The organism is Streptomyces sp. NPDC014623, from assembly GCF_043088245.1.
Classification (GTDB): domain Bacteria; phylum Actinomycetota; class Actinomycetes; order Streptomycetales; family Streptomycetaceae; genus Streptomyces.
Genome location: NZ_JBIBZU010000001.1, coordinates 591,507 through 605,090, shown reverse-complemented (window position 1 = coordinate 605,090; position 13,584 = coordinate 591,507). Strand labels below are relative to the sequence as shown.

Annotated in this window: 14 protein-coding genes; 4 read left to right on the top strand and 10 right to left on the bottom strand. The window is 72.0% G+C overall.

What is annotated here, in order from left to right; translation table 11 throughout:
• Positions 1-75: 75 nt before the first annotated feature.
• Positions 76-945: a DUF4429 domain-containing protein gene (locus ACF1FZ_RS02875; protein ID WP_391771563.1), complete on the top strand. Its 870-nt coding sequence runs from the start codon at positions 76-78 to the stop codon at positions 943-945.
• Between the two features lie 712 nt (positions 946-1,657).
• Complete coding sequence (locus ACF1FZ_RS02870; protein ID WP_391771562.1) at positions 1,658-2,299, top strand: TetR/AcrR family transcriptional regulator; 642 nt, start codon at positions 1,658-1,660, stop codon at positions 2,297-2,299.
• Positions 2,300-2,344: 45 nt separating this feature from the next.
• On the opposite strand, the gene ACF1FZ_RS02865 is transcribed toward ACF1FZ_RS02870, so the two are convergent.
• Positions 2,345-3,304, bottom strand: coding sequence for an endonuclease/exonuclease/phosphatase family protein (locus ACF1FZ_RS02865; protein ID WP_391771561.1), 960 nt, complete (start codon positions 3,302-3,304; stop codon positions 2,345-2,347).
• A 130-nt stretch (positions 3,305-3,434) separates the two neighbouring features.
• Positions 3,435-4,193 (bottom strand): GDSL-type esterase/lipase family protein, encoded by a 759-nt coding sequence (locus ACF1FZ_RS02860; RefSeq protein ID WP_391771560.1) that lies wholly within the window; start codon positions 4,191-4,193, stop codon positions 3,435-3,437.
• On the opposite strand from ACF1FZ_RS02860, the gene ACF1FZ_RS02855 reads away from it, so the two are divergent.
• Positions 4,192-5,196, top strand: coding sequence for a WD40 repeat domain-containing protein (locus tag ACF1FZ_RS02855; protein WP_391771559.1), 1,005 nt, complete (start codon positions 4,192-4,194; stop codon positions 5,194-5,196). The genes ACF1FZ_RS02860 and ACF1FZ_RS02855 overlap by 2 nt on opposite strands.
• Positions 5,197-5,231: 35 nt before the next feature.
• Here ACF1FZ_RS02855 and ACF1FZ_RS02850 read toward each other — a convergent pair whose 3' ends face one another.
• A complete protein-coding gene (locus tag ACF1FZ_RS02850) occupies positions 5,232-5,633 on the bottom strand; it encodes a PPOX class F420-dependent oxidoreductase (protein ID WP_391771558.1) in 402 nt (133 codons plus the stop codon).
• Positions 5,634-5,927: 294 nt separating this feature from the next.
• On the opposite strand from ACF1FZ_RS02850, the gene ACF1FZ_RS02845 reads away from it, so the two are divergent.
• Complete coding sequence (locus tag ACF1FZ_RS02845; RefSeq protein ID WP_391771557.1) at positions 5,928-6,491, top strand: GNAT family N-acetyltransferase; 564 nt, start codon at positions 5,928-5,930, stop codon at positions 6,489-6,491.
• A 153-nt stretch (positions 6,492-6,644) separates the two neighbouring features.
• Here ACF1FZ_RS02845 and serC read toward each other — a convergent pair whose 3' ends face one another.
• From serC to ACF1FZ_RS02810, 7 genes are all read right to left on the bottom strand, one after another.
• A complete protein-coding gene (gene serC, locus ACF1FZ_RS02840) occupies positions 6,645-7,763 on the bottom strand; it encodes a phosphoserine transaminase (protein ID WP_391771556.1) in 1,119 nt (372 codons plus the stop codon).
• A gap of 131 nt (positions 7,764-7,894) precedes the next feature.
• Positions 7,895-9,103, bottom strand: a complete 1,209-nt coding sequence (locus ACF1FZ_RS02835) for a cytochrome P450 (protein ID WP_391771555.1) — start codon at positions 9,101-9,103, stop codon at positions 7,895-7,897.
• Positions 9,100-10,335 (bottom strand): cytochrome P450, encoded by a 1,236-nt coding sequence (locus tag ACF1FZ_RS02830; protein ID WP_391771554.1) that lies wholly within the window; start codon positions 10,333-10,335, stop codon positions 9,100-9,102. Before ACF1FZ_RS02830 ends, ACF1FZ_RS02835 begins: the two co-directional genes overlap by 4 nt.
• On the bottom strand, positions 10,332-10,967 hold the full coding sequence (locus tag ACF1FZ_RS02825; protein ID WP_391771553.1) for an ATP/GTP-binding protein: 636 nt from the start codon (positions 10,965-10,967) through the stop codon (positions 10,332-10,334). Before ACF1FZ_RS02825 ends, ACF1FZ_RS02830 begins: the two co-directional genes overlap by 4 nt.
• Positions 10,948-11,319, bottom strand: a complete 372-nt coding sequence (locus ACF1FZ_RS02820) for a DUF742 domain-containing protein (protein ID WP_391771552.1) — start codon at positions 11,317-11,319, stop codon at positions 10,948-10,950. Before ACF1FZ_RS02820 ends, ACF1FZ_RS02825 begins: the two co-directional genes overlap by 20 nt.
• Entirely contained in the window at positions 11,316-11,756 is a 441-nt protein-coding gene (locus ACF1FZ_RS02815; protein WP_391771551.1) for a roadblock/LC7 domain-containing protein, read from the bottom strand. The genes ACF1FZ_RS02820 and ACF1FZ_RS02815 overlap by 4 nt, the downstream gene beginning before the upstream one ends.
• The gene (locus ACF1FZ_RS02810; RefSeq protein ID WP_391771550.1) at positions 11,753-13,252 is read right to left on the bottom strand and encodes a sensor histidine kinase; all 1,500 of its coding nucleotides are present in this window, start codon (positions 13,250-13,252) and stop codon (positions 11,753-11,755) included. The genes ACF1FZ_RS02815 and ACF1FZ_RS02810 overlap by 4 nt, the downstream gene beginning before the upstream one ends.
• Positions 13,253-13,584 lie beyond the last annotated feature (332 nt).

Below are 13,584 nucleotides of genomic sequence, written 5' to 3'. Positions count from 1 at the left end.
GCGGTCACGCCGTACGCGGTCCGGGTGATGCGTTCGGCCGGGTCCCCGCCCGGGTGCGCCTGGCAGAATCGCGGTATGGCGGACATCATCTCGCGCGACGGAACATGGAGCTTCGACGGCAGCACGCTGCGTATCGTCCCCGGCAGCAAGGTGCACCCCGTGCGGCAGGACCTGGGTGAACTGGCCGTCCCGCTGCACGCCGTGGCGGGCGTCTCCTTCGAGCCGGACCGCAAGGGCGGCCGTCTGCGACTGCGGCTGCGCACCGGGGCCTGCCCCGTCCTGCGGGCCGCGGACGGGCGGCTGAAGGACGCCGCGGATCCGTATCAGCTCGTGGTGGAGAAGGACCGCACGGGCGTCGCGGAGTACCTCGTCGACGAGATACGCAACGCCCTGCTGATCGAGCAGGTGCCCGACGGCCCGGTGGACCGCTTCCTGCTGCCGGGGCCGTCGGTGCCGGTGTCGGGCGGAGGCGGGGACGGCACGGCGTCCTTCGACGGGAAGACGGTCCGCCTCACCTGGAACTGGAAGGCCGAGGAGTCGAAGACCTCGGGCGGCGCGGTCTCCCTGCCGCTGTCGGAAGTGACCGGGGTGCGCTGGGTGCCCGCCATCGGGCTGGAGAACGGTTTCCTCCGCTTCGACCGGGGCGGGGTCTCGGCCACGAGTGCCAAGTACGACCCGTACAGCCTCGATCTGTGGGGACTGTCGAAGCGGGAGTACACCGCGGTCCTGGTCGCCGCCGCCGTACTCGTACGGATGCCGGAGCCGGCCGGGCCCGCCGCGCCGGCCGAAGCCGCCCCGGCGCTCGGCCCGGGCCCTGCTCCGGCCGCCGACGACCACGACGTCCTGCTGCGGAGGCTCCGTGAGCTCGGTGAGCTGCGCGAGGCGGGCATCCTCACCGACGACGAGTTCGCCACCGCCAAACGAGCCGTGCTGAAGCGGCTCTGAGGACTCCGGCCGCGGGCGTGCTCCGGTCTCCTCGGCCGAGTGCTTCGGCCTGCCTGGTCATCGGTCCGCCCGCGTCCCCGGTGCTGACCGTCGCGGCCGGTTCGAGAAGCAGGACGTCGGTCTCCTCCTCGGCCAGGGGGCGGCGTTCGACGCCTCGGGGCACGACGAAGAGCACGACGTCCCCGTCCCGCAGCTGGATGGCCGGCCGGGACGACCAGGAACAGCTCATCGGTCTCCTCGTGGGAGTGCCAGACGAACTCGCCCTTCAGCTTCACGGGTTCGACCGCGTAGTCGTTGCGGGCCGCCACGGTCTCCGGCGACCGCAATGCGTCGAACTGCGAGAAATTGTCGGCGAGATCGACGGGAACGGGGCCATCGGGCATGCGCACTCCTTCCGGTGGCTCGGCCGGCCGGCCCGGCCGCAGCCACCGGTCTTCCGCACCAGGAGTCCGCCCGCCCTGCCCGTTCCTGTTCTCGTCGACCCTGACGGGACGCGTACCTCGTGCGGCGGTGCAATTACGTGTACACCCGTGCGACCTGTCACCGATCCTGGCGGACTGTGCGCCCGATAGTGCGCCGCGGGGTGCGTACGGCAGGGCGTGCCAGGACAATGGCGCACGCGCCGTCCAGAGGCGGCCGATCCCTTTCCGGCCCTCGCGGCCCGCACGACCGCGGTCGTGCGCACCGGACATGGGCAGATCAAGGAGGACCCGTGGTGGATGTCCCGGTGGACCAACTGACCGGCGTGGTCGACGGTGTGCGTACGCGGGCCCGTGGGCAGCTCCTCGACGCCGCCCTGGAGCTGTTCGGGGTGTACGGCTACGCGCGGACGTCGGAACAGGACCTGTGTGAGATGGCAGGGGTGCCGGAGGAGGTGCTCTGGGACGAGTTCGGCTCCCGGGAAGCCCTGCTGATGGCCCTGCACAACCAGATCACGACCAGCGGACTGCGAGCGGCGGAGATCGCCCTGCTCTCCGAGGGGATGGACGACTGTCCGCTGGAGCAGCGCTTCCGGCGGCTCTTCGACGCGTACGTGTCGGCGGTCACCCGGGACCTGCGTGAGGCGCGGGTGACGTTCGTCGAGGTGCTGGGGGTCAGCCCGGCGGTGGACGCGCACTGCAAGCGGTGGCGTGACCTGTGGACCGACTTCCTGACCGGTGAGGCCGAGCGTGCGGCTGTGCGCGGCGAGGTGGAGGAGCGGGACCACCGGGTCGTGGTGATGGTGATGGTCGGTACGGTCCACGAGCTGATGGCGCATCACGCCCGTCGTCCGCGCAGGGCCCGGCCGGACGAGGTGTCGGAGGAGCTGACCAAGCTGGGGCTCGCGATGCTCGGGGTCGAGATGGTGGGCTGAGCGGGGTCCCGGGCGCGCCGGGCCTCCAGGTGCGCCGGGTTGCCGTCAGAGCCTGATGTCCGCCGCCACGGGCCGGTGGTCGCTGCCGGTGGCGGGGAGCGACCGGACGCGGACGACCGTCGCCGACCGGGTGAGGACCTGGTCGATCCCGGCCACCGGGAACCTCGCGGGCCAGCTGAACGCGAAGCCCGGCCCCGGTGGGTTCATCAGCGAGCCGACCGGTTCCAGACCGCGGTCGTCCGACGTGCCGTTGAGGTCCCCGAGCAGGATCACCCGGTCCAGGGGCTCCGCGGCGACGGCCTCGCCCAGGAGAGCGGCGCTCTCGTCCCGCCGGCCCGAGGTGAGCCCGGCCGCCGGGGTGATCCGCACCGAGGGCAGATGGGCGACGTACACGGCGACTTCGCCCTGCGGTGTACGGGCCGTGGCCCGCAGACCCCGGTCCCAGTCCTCCCCGACGCCCTCCGGTCCGATGTCCACCGGCCGTATGCCGGTGAGGGGGTGCTTCGACCAGAGTCCGACCGTGCCACTCGTCGCACGGTGGGGGTGGCTCGCGGCCATGGCGGCTTCGACGGCGGGGAGGGCCGGGGCCGTCAGCTCCTCCAGAGCGACGAGGTCGGCGTCCGTCGAGGCCAACGCCCGTGCGGTGGCGGCCGGGTCGGGGTTCACGTCGCTGATGTTGTGCTGGACCACCGTGAACGCGCCGTCCGGTGCCTGGCCGCCGGCGGACAGGTGACCTCCGAAGGAGGCGAACCAGGCGGCCACGGGCAGCAGCAGCGCGGCCGACGCCAGGAACGAGCGGCGCGACAGGGCCGGGAGCAGCAGCACGGGCACGACCAGGCCGAGCCAGGGGAGGAAGGTTTCCAGCAGACTGCCCATGCGGCCGGGGGTGTTGGGGACCAGGCCGGGGCGGACGAGCAGGACGGCCGCCAGGAGGCAGACCAGGGCGACCGCGCGGCCCCGCTTCCAGCTCCAGCCCCTCGCCCGCCCGGCCCGCTTCTCCGCCATCTGTCCGTGCTCCCCTCGGTCGACCCGGTCGCCTGCCTTCCCGCGACCGGACCCGACGGCTGCCGGTACTGGCCGGAGGTGTTCCAGGGCGAGGCGGGAGGTGTGCTGGGACCACGGCCCCCGGGACGGATCAGGCCGCCGCCAGGGCTCCCGCGTACGGGCCGCCCACACCCCAGGCCTGGTGCATCGCGTCGGCGAAGGCCCCGGCCAGCTTGTGTTCGCCGGTGGGGCCGGGATGGGTGCCGTCGTAGGTGTCCGCGTGGATGTCGTAACCCGCGGGGTGCGAGGCCAGCAGGACCGGGGACGAGGGGATGTCCAGGTCGGCGACCGCTTTCGCGAGCAAGGTGTTGAAGCGGTCGCACTCGGCGGCGAAGGGGGCGTCGGACTCCGCCCGGACGTTGGGTATGACGGGGAGCAGCACCAGCTTGATCCGGGGGTTGGCGGCGCGGGCGGCGGTGACGAACGCCCGTACGTTCGCGGCGGTCTGCGTGCTGTCCGTGTAGAAGCCGAGATCTATCAGCCCGAGCGAGACCAGCAGGACGTCGGCGCGGGTCGCGGTGACCGTGTCCGCGATGACCGGGGCCATGTGGAGCCAGCCCTCGCCCCAGCCCGCGAGGTGGCGACGCGCGTGCGCGGGGAAGGCCGTGTCGCCGTACGCGTGGGAGAGCGGGGCGTTCGCCTCGGTGTCGTACAGCTCGGTCCGCGGCCCCGTGATCGTGTAGCCGCCGTCGCCGAGGGTCGCTTCCAGGTGCTGCCACATGCGGTATCGCCAGGTGAAGTCGCCGGCCTTGCCCACGGTCATGCTGTCGCCGACGAAGAGAAAACGCATGGCGACATCATGGCCGATCTCAGCTCCGGCCTGCGACGTGACGGTGGACACTTGTGCCATGAGATCGCTGCCGACCGTCTTCGCCGCCGCCCTCCTGTCGCTCGCGGGGACGGCGCCCGCCGTCGCGGACGAAGGGGACGGGGCGGACCGGACCTTCACGATCGAGAGTTCCCGGATCACCGAGTCCAGCGGACTCGCCGCCAGCCGGACCCACCCGGGGGTCTACTGGACACACAACGACAGCGAGGACGGGCCGTACGTCTACGCCGTCGACTCCCGGACCGGGAAGACCGTGGCGACGGTCACCATGGAGGGGGTGGGGGAGCCCCGGGACGTGGAGGCGATCTCGCTCGGGCCCGACGGGAACCTGTACGTCGGTGACATCGGCGACAACCTCGACGGCTCCTGGGACCACGTCTGGATCTACCGCTTCCCCGAGCCGGAGCGGCTCGCGGACGCCACCGTGCGGGCGACGCAGTTCGACGTGACGTACGCGGACGGGGCTCGCAACGCCGAGGCGATGATGGTCCACCCCACGACGGGGCGGGTGTACATCGCCTCGAAGAACGAGGACGGCGGTGGCCTCTACGAGGGCCCGCAGGAGCTCACGGCCGGCGGGGCCAACGTCTTCCGGCGGGTGGGGGAGGTGCCGTGGGTGACGGACGGGGCTTTCTCCCCGGACGGCGGGGAACTGGTCCTGCGCTCGTACTTCAGCGCCCGGAGGTACGCCTTCGAGAAGGGCCGGCTCGGCGCCGGCCACGCGGTGGGCGTGCCGCTCCAAGGGCAGTCCGAGTCGGTGACGTACACGGCGGACGGCTCGGCGATGATGTTCGGCTCCGAGGGGGAGCGCAGCGAAGTGGTGCGCGTGGAGGTGGAGGGCCACGGCGACGGCGACGGCGGAGGCGACAACAAGGCGCCCTCCTCGAACGGCGGGGGCGGCGGGGAGCCGTCCGGCGGCGGGGAGGACGGCGGTGAGGGGACGAAGGGCACCACGACGGGGGGTGCGGTCGCTGTCGTCGTCATCGTGCTGGCCCTGGTCGCGGTGAAGCGCCGCCGCGGGTAGGGCGTGACGCCCGGGCCGTCCCGCCGCCCGCCCGCTCAGACGTCGTCGGTGACCGGCCGCAGTTCGTAATGGAGCGTGCGGTCGCGCTTCAGGCGGTGGGTGAGCGGGACGGCCACGCCCTGGAGCGCCGGGTACTTCCGGGAAAGCGTCCGGGCCGCGTGGGTGTTCTCCTTCGAGCCCTGCTGCAGGAGGCGGGCCCAGGCCTTCACGGGCGGCCCTGTCGGCGCGCCCCGCACGGTGCACGGAGCGATCTCCACCATCGGGTGGTTACGCATCCGGTCGGCCTTCCAGGCCGAGGAGAACGTACGGATGTAGGCGTGGTCGCCCTCGACGGCGATGCTGACGGGGGTGCGGGCCGCTGATCCGTCCGGCCTGCGGCTGCTGAGCAGGACGGTGTACTGCTTCACGAAAGGCTCTAGTTCACGGATCGTCTCCATGTGTTCCATGGTGCACTAAATGTGAGCGATCCGGGCTTTTAGGGCGCTTTCCCTCTCGTTGTCCCGCGCGCTGCCGGACCAGGGCGTCGAGGCCGTCCGTGCCGCCGGACCCGGCGGACACGACGATGACGACGGGCTTCATGAGCACTGCGACGGCCGTGGTCACCGGCCTCCGCCAGCTCGGCGCCGACCGCTTCCGGCCGATGCCGACGGCCCTCTCCGCCGTCGCCGCCGGCCGCGGGGCCGCGGACCTCGTGGCGGCCGCGACGCCTGCGACCGGCGTAGGCTCCGCCCATGCAGGACGGCCGGGCCCCCGAGCCCTTCTCCACCTCCCGCCTCGACGTGCTCCCGCTCGACGTCGCGCACGCGGAGGAGATGGCCGTGGTCCTCTTCGATCCCGCCCTGCACGCCTACACCGGGGGCGCACCGGAGGACGCCGGCACCCTGCGCGCCCGCTACGAACGCCAGGGCGCCGGCTCACCCGACCCCGCCGAACGCTGGTGGAACTGGGTGCTCCGGGTGCGTGCCGACGGGTGCCTCGCCGGTTACGTCCAGGCCACCGTGCGCGGGGCGCGGGCGGAGGTGGCCTGGGTGGTCGGGACCCGGTGGCAGGGCAGGGGGTTCGCGAAGGAGGGGGCCGCGGGGCTGGTCCGGCACCTGCTGGACCGGGGCTCCGTCCGCACCGTCGTCGCCCACATCCATCCGGAGCACGCGGCCTCCGCCGCCGTGGCCGCGGCTGCGGGGCTCTCGGCGACCGGCGAGGGGGAGGACGGTGAGGTGCGCTGGGCCCTGGACGCGTCCCGGCGGGCCCGGACCGCCCGCCCTGTGCCGGACGGTCTCAGCGACGGCCCGCCTTGACCAGCTCGGCGACGTCGAGGGTCAGCTCGGCACCGATCGACGCGGGAAGCACGGCCCGCCTCCGGGGCTCTCAAGGGGCCCGTCACCCGGCCGAGTGAAGCAGGAACGGCCCCGCACACCGAGGTGGGCGGGGCCGTTCCGGACGGGTGACCGTCAGAGCTTGTCGATCACGTAGTCGATGCAGGCGGTGAGCGCCTGGACGTCGGCCGGGTCGATCGCCGGGAACATCGCCACGCGCAGCTGGTTGCGGCCCAGCTTGCGGTACGGCTCCGTGTCGACGATGCCGTTGGCGCGGAGCACCTTGGCGACGGCCGCCGCGTCGATGCCGTCCTCGAAGTCGATCGTGCCGATGACCTGCGAGCGCTTGGCGGGGTCGGTGACGAACGGGGTGGCGTACTTGGACTCCTCGGCCCAGCCGTACAGCGCTTGCGAGGACGCGGCCGTGCGGCCGGTCGTGAAGTCCAGACCGCCCTGGGCGTTCATCCACTTCAGCTGCTCGTTCAGCAGGAAGAGGGTGGCCAGCGCCGGGGTGTTGTACGTCTGGTTCTTCAGGGAGTTGTCGATCGCCGTGGGCAGCGAGAAGAACTCCGGGACGTGCCGGCCCGAGGCGTGGACACGTGCGGCGCGGTCCAGGGCGGCCGGGGAGAACACGCCGATCCACAGGCCGCCGTCGGAGGCGAAGGACTTCTGCGGGGCGAAGTAGTAGACGTCGGTCTCGGCGATGTCGACCGGCAGGCCGCCCGCGCCCGAGGTGGCGTCGACCAGGACGAGCGAGCCCTCGTCGGCACCCGCGACCCGCTTGACGGGAGCGGCGACACCCGTCGAGGTCTCGTTGTGGGTGAAGGCGTAGACGTCGACGCCCGCCTCGGCCCGCGGGTCCGGGTGGGTGCCCGGGTCCGAGGCGATGACGGTCGGGTCGGCCAGCCACGGGGCGAGCTTGGCGGCCTTCGCGAACTTGGACGAGAACTCGCCGAAATTCAGGTGCTGGGACTTCGACTCGATCAGGCCGTGCGTCGCGACGTCCCAGAAGGCGGTGGAGCCGCCGTTGCCCAGGACGACCTCGTATCCCTCGGGGAGGGAGAAGAGGCTGCGCACGCCGTCACGCACCTCGCCGACGAGGTTCTTGACCGGGGCCTGGCGGTGGGAGGTACCGAGAAGGGAGGTGCCGGTCGCGGCCAGTGCGTCGACCGCCTCCGTCCGCACCTTGGAGGGCCCGGCGCCGAAACGTCCGTCGGCGGGCTTGAGGTCAGCGGGAATCTGGATGTCAGCCACGGTCCGGAGCGTAGTCCCTCCCGGAAGCGGTCGAGGACCGTGTCCGTCGGATGAGACACGCGCTCCGGCTCGTGGACGACCCCCGCGGCGGGAGGAACGGCGCGGGAGCGGCAGCGGACAGAAGTGCGGAATCAGCCCAGATCGACCGGGAGTTCATGGAGGTCGTTCTGGGTCACGATCGGCTTGTTCCGCAGGTCGGAGGCCGGGACCGCGAGGTCCAGGCCGGGGAAGCGCTCGTACAGCGCGGGCAGGGCGATTCCTGCCTCCAGCCGGGACAGCGCGGCGCCGGGGCAGACGTGCGGACCATGGCCGAAAGCGATATGGCGGTTGGGGGAGCGGGTGACGTCGAACTCGCCGGCGGTCGGCCCGTACTGCTTCTCGTCGCGGCCCAGCGCGCCGAAGGAGACGATCAGGGCCTCGCCCTTCGGCAGGACCTTGTCACCGACCTCGATGTCCTCGGTCGCGAAGCGGATCAGGACGTGCGAGGTCGGGGTGTTCCAGCGCAGGGTCTCCTCGATCGCGTTCTCCCACGGCACCTCCCCGCTCAGCACGCGCTCGCGCTGCTCGGGGTGGGTCTGGAGCGCCTCGACGACATTGACGACCAGGCTGATCGTCGTCTCGTGGCCGGCCGCGATGATCAGCTGCAGCGTGTTGACGATCTCCTCGTTCGTGAGGTGGTCGCCGTCCTCGGAGGCCGCGATCAGGGCGCTGGTGAGGTCGTCGCCCGGGTTCGCCCGCTTGTCGTCGACGATCTTCGTGAAGAGGGCGCCGAGGTCCGCCATCATCTGCGGGACCTCCTGGGGCGGTGTCTGCGTCGAGAAGAACTTCTCGAACAGCCCCTTGAGCCGGGGGTGGTCGGCCGCGTCCACCCCCATCAGCTCGCTGATGACGTTCATCGGCAGCGGGTAGGCGAACTCCGCCTTCAGGTCGACCGGCTCGCCCTTGGGCAGCGCCGCGAGCCGGTCCAGGGAGGCGTTCGTCAGCGCCTCGATGCCGGCCCTCAGCCGCTCCACCCGCTTCACCGTCAGCGCCTGCGCGACCATGCCGCGCAGCCTGCGGTGCTCGGCGCCGTCCACCGTCAGCATGGAGCGGCCCGGGTTGACGAGACCGATCAGCGGCCAGTCCATCGGGATCTCGCCGCGCTGCCAGGCGTTCCAGACACCGATGTCCTTGACCACGCGGCTGTCGGTGAGCAGCTGCCGGGCCTCGGCGTGATGCGTCACCGCGTAGCAGTGCACCCCGCCCGGCAGCTCCACCTCGGCCAGCGGGCCGGCGGCCCGCAGCGCGGCGCTCTCGCCGTCGAGGTCGGTCACGAGGGGATCGAGGGCGATCCGGGTCATTTCTGGCCTCCGAGCGCGGGGGTGGGTGTGAAGTGCACCGGCAGGTCCGTCAGCCCGCTCAGCCACGGAGAGGGGCGCCGGGTCAGCTGCTCGGCGGGCACGGCGAGGTCCACGTCCGGGAGACGGTCCAGGAGCACCTCGATCCCCGTACGGGCGATGACCTCCGCGGTCTCCTGGGCCGGGAACGGGCAGCGGTGCTCGCCGTGGCCGAAGGAGAGGAACGCGTTGTTGCCGCCGGTCAGCGCGGAGCCGTCGGTGCGTACCTGCGGGTCGCTGTTGGCGGCGGCGATGCCGAGGAGCAGCATGTCGCCGGCGCGGATGTGGCGGCCGCCGAGGTGGGTGTCGCGGGTCGCCCACCGGCCGGCCACGTTCTGGGTGGGGGTGTCCTCCCAGAGCACCTCGTTCATGGCCTCGCCGACGCTGTGACGGCCGCCGGACAGCGACGCGGTGAAACGGTCGTCGGTGAGCATCAGCCGCAGCGAGTTGCCCATCCAGTCGGCGGTCGGCTGGTGGCCCGCGGCCATCATCACCATGAGGTCCTCGGCGATCTCCTCGTCGGTGAAGCCGCCCGGGTCCTGGAGCATCCGGGTCGCGACGTCCTCGCCGGGCTCGGCGTGCTTGTCGGCGAGGAGCTGGTACATGGCCGAGCCCAGGTGCTGCTGTCCGGCCAGGGCCCGCTCACTGCCGTTGATCATGTCGTTGAGCGCGCCCACCAGGGGCCGCCCGATCTCGTCGCCGAACCCGTAGAGCTTCGCGAGGACGCGCGCCGGGAGCAGCATCGCGTACTCGGCGATGATGTCGGTGTGTCCGACGGAGCAGAAGCGGTCGATGAGATCGTCGGCGAACTCCTCCGCGTACCCCTTGAGCGCGAACGGGTCGACGGACTCCAGGGCGTTGCTGATCATCGCCGCACGGACGGTGTGCCGCTCACCCACCGTGTAGAGGATGGACGGCTGCTTGCGGCCGATCATCGGCAGCAGCGGCCAGCCCTCCGGGATGTGGTCCCACTGGTTCCACAGGTCGGAGTCCCGGCTGAAGAGCACCGGGTCGTTGGCGACCTGGTGCAGCTCGCGGTAGCCGAGGATCAGCCAGGCGGGTATGTCACCGTCGAGGGTGACGGGGGCCACCGCACCGTGGTCACGGCGCATGTCGCGGTGCAGCTGCACGAGGTCGGTCCCGGGCCGGGGCGCGGAGAGGGGCACGGGGCTGTGGGGCACGGGGCACTGGCTCACGGTGTGGGCTCCGGGGCCATGGCCAGGGCGGGGCCGGACGTCTTCGCACGGGCGAGGGACAGGGCGTGGAGGTGCTCGACCAGCGTGATCAGGACGTACTTGCTGGAGGAACGGTCCCGGGCGTCGCACTCCACGAGCGGCACGTCGGGGGAGAGGTCGAGGGCCTCGCGGATCTGCTGCTCGGTGTGGAGCGGCCCGCCGAAGTCGTTGCACGCGACGATGAACGGCGTGCCGTGGTGCTCCAGCCGGTCGATCGCGTACCAGGAGTCGGCGAGCCGCCGGGTGTCGACGAGGACGACGGCGCCCAGGGTGCCGGAGAAGAGGCGGTCCCACAGGAACCAGAAGCGTTCCTGCCCGGGCGCGCCGAAGAGGTAGAGGACCGAACGCGCGTCGAGCGTGATGCGCCCGAAGTCGAAGGCGACCGTGGTGGACGTCTTGGAGTGCACACCGTCGAGGTCGTCGACGGCCTCGCCCGCACGGGTCATGGTCTCCTCCGTGTTGAGCGGACGGATCTCGCTCACGGATCGGACCATGGTGGTCTTGCCGACCCCGAAGCCGCCGACAACGACGATCTTCAGTCCGTTGTCGGCCGTCGCCTGCAGGGCGGCACGGTCAGAGGTTGCGGAGTCCAACGAGCACCTGTTCCAGGGTGTCGGTGTCGGGGAGCCGGTCCTCGACACGGGCAGTACGGGGGTGGCGGGCGCTGATCCGGCCGGTGTCGAGCAGGTCGCACAGCATGATGCGGACGATGCCGACCGGCAGTTTCAGGGTGGCCGAGATCTCCACGACCGCGGTGGGGCTGTCGCACATCCGCAGGATCGCGACGTGCTCCGACTGCATCCCGGGGCTCGGGTCGCACTCGGCGACGACGAGCGTCACCAGGTCGAACGCGGCCGAGTCGGACCGGCTGCGGCCACCCGTGAGGGTGTACAGCCGGTCCGGGTCGTCGTCGCGTCCGGGGCGGGGGCGCGGGACGGAGGTCATACGCCGGTGGTTCCCGTGACCGGAGCCGTGCCGCCGGCGGGGTCACGCGGCGGGGCGACGAGGTACTCGCCGAGCTGCTCGACGAGTTCGCTCATGTTGTGGCCGACGAGACCGACGTCGGAGTCCTCCGCGGCGACGACCGCCAGGTGGGCGCCCGCGCCCGCCTCGACGATGAACAGCACGCCGCCGTAGAACTCGGTCATCGCGGACCGTACGCCGCCGGTGCCGTCACCGAACTCGATGGACGCGCCGTGCGACAGGCTCTGGATGCCGGCGGAGATCGCGGCCAGCTGGTCGGCCTGGTCGACGGAGAGTTCGGGGGTGCGGCACAGCTTCAGGCCGTCCCGGGACAGGACGAGGGCGTGCCGGGCGCCGGGCGTGCGGTCGAGCAGCCCCTCCAGCAGCCAGTTGAGCTTCTCGTCGGTGGTCGCGCTCATCGGGTGTTGCCTTCCGGGTGCGGGGAATTGGCTCGTACCGCCTGGCTGAAGGTGCTGAACCGGGCAGCCTGGACCTTCGGGTCGGTGGTACGGGGCCGTGGGGAATCGGCTCCGCCGGGGGTGGCGTTGCCGTTACGGGCTTCGGCGGCGGCCAGAGTGCGGCCGCGCCGGCGCCTGGGCAGACCGCTCTCGCCGAACTGGGGGACGGATCCGGTGGACTCGGACGCGGACTCCGGCTGCCGGGGCGTGGTGTCCGGCCGTGCCGCGGGCCCGGGGGAGGCCGCCGCCGGGGTGCGGTCACCCGTGTCCGGCGTCGCGTGGTCCGGCTCCGGCTCGGGGCGCCGGGCGGGCTCGACGAGGGGAGTGGGCGCGGGCGTGCGGGAGATGAGCTCCTGCGGAAGCATCATCAGCGCCCCCGTGCCCCCGCGGGCCGACGGGCGGAAGGAGACGGTGAGGCCGTGCTTCCTGGCCAGCCGGCCGACGACGGCGAGGCCGAGCCGGGTGCCGGAGATACCGGTGAGGTCCTGGCTCGCGCCGGACACGGCCCGCTCGGCACGCCGCAGCTGCACGTCGCTCATCACCAGGCCGCTGTCCTCGACGGTGATGACGATGCCGGCCGGCACCTCCTCGACGTACACGTGCACCTCGGCGGTGGGCGGCGAGAAATTGGCAGCGTTGTCGAGGAGTTCGGCCAGGGCGTGCATGACGCCCTCGGCGGCGTGCCCCGCGATCGCCACATCGCTCGTCGAGTGGAGGCGGATGCGCTGGTAGCCGCCGATACGGCCCATCGCGCCGCGCAGGATCGACTCCATGACGATCGGCTTGGCCCAGCGGCGCCCGGAGCGCGCACCGGTCAGCACGGCGATGGAGTCGGCGAGACGGCCCGCCTGGGCCGTGCGGTGGTCCAGGTGCAGCAGATCGCCGAGCACGTCCTCGGCGGTGTGCCGGTGCTCCATCTCGCGCAGGTCGGCCAGCATGCTCGTGGCCAGGGCCTGCATCCGGCCCGCGGCGTTGGCGCAGGCGGCGATCGCCGCGGAACGCTCGTTCTCGGCGCGCCGGGCACGGGCGGCCAGCCGCGCGGCCTCGGCGGTGAGCCGCTCGTGCTGCTCGGTGGCCTCGGCGGTGACCCGGGCGACCCGGTCGTCCGCCTCGGCGGTGACCCGGGCCGCCTCGGCGGAGGCGGCCGCTCTGATCCGGGCGGTCTCCGCGGTGAAGCGCTGGGCCTCGGCGGCGGAGGTCGAGACGAGGCGGGAGGTCTCGGCGGTGAAGCGTTCGGATTCGGCGGTCCGCAGGGCACGCAGATTACGGGCGGTGGTGAGTGCGTGGACCGCGACGGTCACCGCGACGCACAGCAGCACGGCGGCGGAGCCCGCCCCCCATGCGAGCGGGTTCCGTACCGAGGCGGGAGCGGCGGCGACCGCCCACAGGCACAGAGCACCGGTAACGGCTGCCGAGATCAGCAGGGCGAGTGCGGTCGGCCGGAGTGAAGGGCGCAATCGGAGTCCTCGGGACGGACGGTACGGAGGAAGGGACAGGTGTGGCGGAAGGGGGCGTTCGGGATGTATCGGTTGGCGGTGACGAAAGGAGCACAACTGGAACTGATTGTTCCTGATCAAGTCATGGCAACTATAGGAGAATTGGCGACTTGTTTGGGGATTCCTTGTGGCCACTTCTGTATGAAATCTGGCTTGAAGTAGCTGCGGCAAGGCTATGGGGCCGGAGTTGCGCGTGATGAGTCATGGATCGCACGGCCGAGTGGTGGCGAATGCTCCGGTATATCCCCTGTGTGATGCTTGATTTATCACGATCGTCGCCCGTGAGCCGGTTG

Bases quoted from the DNA above. Each gene is read 5' to 3' on its own strand.
- ACF1FZ_RS02855 (WP_391771559.1), top strand. From the start codon at position 4,192: ATGAGATCGCTGCCGACCGTCTTCGCCGCCGCCCTCCTGTCGCTCGCG.
- ACF1FZ_RS02845 (WP_391771557.1), top strand. From the start codon at position 5,928: ATGCAGGACGGCCGGGCCCCCGAGCCCTTCTCCACCTCCCGCCTCGAC.
- ACF1FZ_RS02820 (WP_391771552.1), bottom strand. From the start codon at position 11,319: ATGACCTCCGTCCCGCGCCCCCGCCCCGGACGCGACGACGACCCGGAC.
- ACF1FZ_RS02850 (WP_391771558.1), bottom strand. From the start codon at position 5,633: ATGGAGACGATCCGTGAACTAGAGCCTTTCGTGAAGCAGTACACCGTC.
- ACF1FZ_RS02815 (WP_391771551.1), bottom strand. From the start codon at position 11,756: ATGAGCGCGACCACCGACGAGAAGCTCAACTGGCTGCTGGAGGGGCTG.
- ACF1FZ_RS02835 (WP_391771555.1), bottom strand. From the start codon at position 9,103: ATGACCCGGATCGCCCTCGATCCCCTCGTGACCGACCTCGACGGCGAG.
- ACF1FZ_RS02865 (WP_391771561.1), bottom strand. From the start codon at position 3,304: ATGGCGGAGAAGCGGGCCGGGCGGGCGAGGGGCTGGAGCTGGAAGCGG.
- ACF1FZ_RS02860 (WP_391771560.1), bottom strand. From the start codon at position 4,193: ATGGCACAAGTGTCCACCGTCACGTCGCAGGCCGGAGCTGAGATCGGC.
- ACF1FZ_RS02875 (WP_391771563.1), top strand. From the start codon at position 76: ATGGCGGACATCATCTCGCGCGACGGAACATGGAGCTTCGACGGCAGC.